The organism is Streptomyces katrae, assembly GCF_000966975.1.
In the GTDB taxonomy this organism is placed as follows: Bacteria; Actinomycetota; Actinomycetes; order Streptomycetales; family Streptomycetaceae; genus Streptomyces; species Streptomyces katrae.
In genome coordinates this window covers 1-3,021 of the sequence record NZ_JZWV01001433.1, presented here as the reverse complement: position 1 = coordinate 3,021, position 3,021 = coordinate 1, and the positions used below count along the sequence as shown (strand labels likewise).

Genomic DNA, 3,021 nt, shown 5'->3' with positions numbered 1-3,021 from the left:
GGTGTGGGGCGGGGTGGAGGGGAGTCGCTGGTCGGGGTGGTGACGGACACAGGTCGGGGGTGGGGAATCGTGGGTATGCTCGCGGCCATGCCGCCCCAGCCACCTTCCGCCGCATCGCGGGACGAACCCGTCATACGCGACCGCGGTGACGCCTGCCCCAGCGCGCTGCGGCTGCACGCCGCCGACGACGGGTACCTGGCGCGCGTCCGTGTCCCCGGCGGGCTGCTCACCGTCCCGCAGGCCGCCGCGCTCGGGCTCGCCGCCGACCGGTTCGGCGACGGGCACCTGGAGCTCACCTCGCGCGGCAACGTCCAGCTGCGCGGCCTCGCCGACGGCTGCGGCGCCGGGCTCGCGGAGTTGCTCGGCGGTGCCGGGCTGCTGCCCGCCCCGAGCCACGAGCGCGTGCGCAACATCGTGGCCACCCCGCTGGGCGGCTCCCTGGTCGTGGACTGGGTCCGGGAACTCGACCGGCTGCTGTGCGCGAGCACCCGGGCGGCCGCCCTGTCCGGCCGCTTCCTGTTCGCCCTCGACGACGGGCGCGGGGACGTGGCCGCCCTGGACCCCGATGTGACGGTGCTGTCCGTCGGCTCGGGTGGTTCGGGGGCCGCCGGACGCGCGGAGCCGCGGGCCGTCGACGCCGTCGAGGTCGGCGTCGCCGACGCCCCCCGGGCCGCGCTGCTGGCCGCCGAGTACTTCCTCGACTCCGCCGACGCCTCCGGGAGCCGGGCCTGGCGTGTGGCCGAGCTGGGGAGCGGTGACGAACAGGGTTTGGACGCACGGGAGTTCGCTCTGCGGCTGCGCGCCCGCGGGATCGTGGCCCGGTACGTACCCGAGGTGGCGTGGCCGTACGCCGAGCCGCCCCGGCCCTGGGGCGAATACGGCGCCGGGCTCTGTGTGCTGCCCCCGCTCGGGCGGCTGAGCTCCGCGCAGTGGCGGGTTCTGGCCGAGGCCGCCGGAGGTGCGGACGGCGAGCTGCGCCTCACCCCCTGGCGGAGCGTCATCCTGCCGCGCGCCGCCGCCGGCGCCGCCGGACGGGTCGAGGCCGCCGGCCTGGCCGTCCGCCCCGGCAGTCCCTGGCTGTCCGTCACCGCCTGTACGGGCAGGCCCGGTTGCGCCAAGTCCCTCGCGGACGTGCGCGCCGACGCCCGCGCCGTCGTGGCGGAGTCCGCCGGGGGCCTGCCCGTGCACTGGTCGGGATGCGCCCGCCGGTGCGGACACCCGCGCGGCACCGCCTGGGTGGACCTCGTCGCCACCCCCGACGGCTACGAACTCGACGGCGGGCCCGTCCCGCACGCAGACCTGGCGGCCGCCCTCACGGCCGCACGCACCACCCCCACCACAACCGAAGCCGCGACCGAAGCCGCAGTGAAGAAATGAGCGAGTACACCGTGTTCGAGTACGAGAAGGACGGCGCCGCGATCTACCGCCAGTCCTTTGCCACGATCCGCGCCGAGGCGGACCTCTCCGGGCTGCCCGCCTCGGTCGCCCAGGTCGCGGTGCGCATGATTCACGCCTGTGGCATGACCGACCTCCCCCAGGACCTCGGCTACACCCCCGAGGTCGTCCTGCGCGCCCGCGCCGCGCTGCACGCCGGCGCGCCGATCCTGTGCGACGTGCAGATGGTCGCCAGCGGAGTCACCCGCAAGCGGCTGCCCGCCGGCAACGAGGTGATCTGCACCCTCTCCGACCCGGCCGTGCCCGCGCTCGCCGCGAAGATGGGCACCACCCGCAGTGCCGCCGCGCTCGAAGTCTGGCGCGACCGGGGCCTGTTGGAGAACTCCGTGATCGCCGTCGGCAACGCCCCGACCGCGCTGTTCCGGCTGCTGGAGATGATCGAGGAGGGCGCCCCGCGCCCCGCCGCCGTCATCGGCGTGCCCGTGGGCTTCATCGGCGCCGCCGAGTCCAAGGACGCCCTCGCCGCCCACCCCTCGGGCCTCGACCACCTGATCGTCCGGGGCCGGCGCGGCGGCAGCGCCATCGCGGCCGCCGCGGTCAACGCGATCGCGAGCGAGGAAGAATGAGCGAGCAGGAGCAGAACCCGGTCAAGGGCAAGCTGTACGGGGTCGGGCTCGGGCCCGGCGACCCGTCGCTGATGACCCTGCGGGCCGTCGAGGTGATAGCGGAAGCCGACGTCGTCGCCTACCACAGCGCCCGCCACGGCCGTTCCATCGCCCGCTCGATCGCCGCGAAGCACCTGCGCTCCGACCACGTCGAGGAGCCGCTGGTCTACCCGGTCACCACCGAGACCACCGATCATCCCGGCGGCTACCAGGGTGCGATGGAGGAGTTCTACGAGGCCTCCGCCGCCCGGCTGGCCGCGCACCTGGACGCCGGCCGGACCGTCGCCGTGCTCGCGGAGGGCGACCCGCTCTTCTACGGCTCGTACATGCACATGCACAAGCGGCTCGCCGACCGTTACGAGGCCGAGGTCGTCCCCGGCGTCACCTCGGTCAGCGCCGCCGCCGCCCGCCTCGGCACCCCGCTGGTGGAGGGCGAGGAGGTGCTGACGATCCTGCCGGGCACCCTTCCCGAGGAGGAGCTCACCGCCCGCCTCGCCGCCACCGACTCGGCGGTCGTGATGAAGCTCGGCCGGACCTTCCCCGCCGTGCGGGGGGCGATGGAGGCGAGCGGCCGGCTCGCCGAGGCCCGTTACGTCGAACGCGCCACGATGGAGGGCGAGCGGACCGGGCTCCTGGCCGACACCGACCCCGACAGCGTCCCGTACTTCGCCGTCGCCGTCGTGCCCAGCCGGGTCGGCAACCCGGGCAGCGTGCCGTCCGGCCCCGGCGAGGTCGTGGTCGTCGGCACCGGTCCGGCCGGACCGCTGTGGCTGACCCCCGAGACGCGGCGGGCGCTGGCCGACGCCGAGGTGCTGGTCGGGTACACCACGTACCTGGACCGGGTGCCGGTCAAGCCGGGCCAGGTACGGCACGGTTCCGACAACAAGGTGGAGTCCGAGCGCGCCGAGTTCGCCCTCGACCTCGCCCGGCGCGGCAAGCGGGTGGCCGGGGTGTCCGGCGG

The 3,021-nt window shown here is 75.5% G+C and carries 3 protein-coding genes; all 3 read left to right on the top strand.

The window, feature by feature from the left end; genetic code table 11:
- Positions 1-75 precede the first annotated feature (75 nt).
- Positions 76-1,377 carry a cobalamin biosynthesis protein CobG gene (locus tag VR44_RS38055; RefSeq protein WP_045952253.1) on the top strand — a complete coding sequence of 434 codons (1,302 nt, stop codon included), beginning with the start codon at positions 76-78 and terminating at the stop codon, positions 1,375-1,377.
- Positions 1,374-2,021 carry a precorrin-8X methylmutase gene (locus tag VR44_RS38050; RefSeq protein WP_045952252.1) on the top strand — a complete coding sequence of 216 codons (648 nt, stop codon included), beginning with the start codon at positions 1,374-1,376 and terminating at the stop codon, positions 2,019-2,021. The genes VR44_RS38055 and VR44_RS38050 overlap by 4 nt, the downstream gene beginning before the upstream one ends.
- The coding region (locus tag VR44_RS38045; RefSeq protein ID WP_045952251.1) for a precorrin-2 C(20)-methyltransferase at positions 2,018-3,021 on the top strand (1,004 nt) is incomplete at its 3' end. The genes VR44_RS38050 and VR44_RS38045, both read left to right, overlap by 4 nt.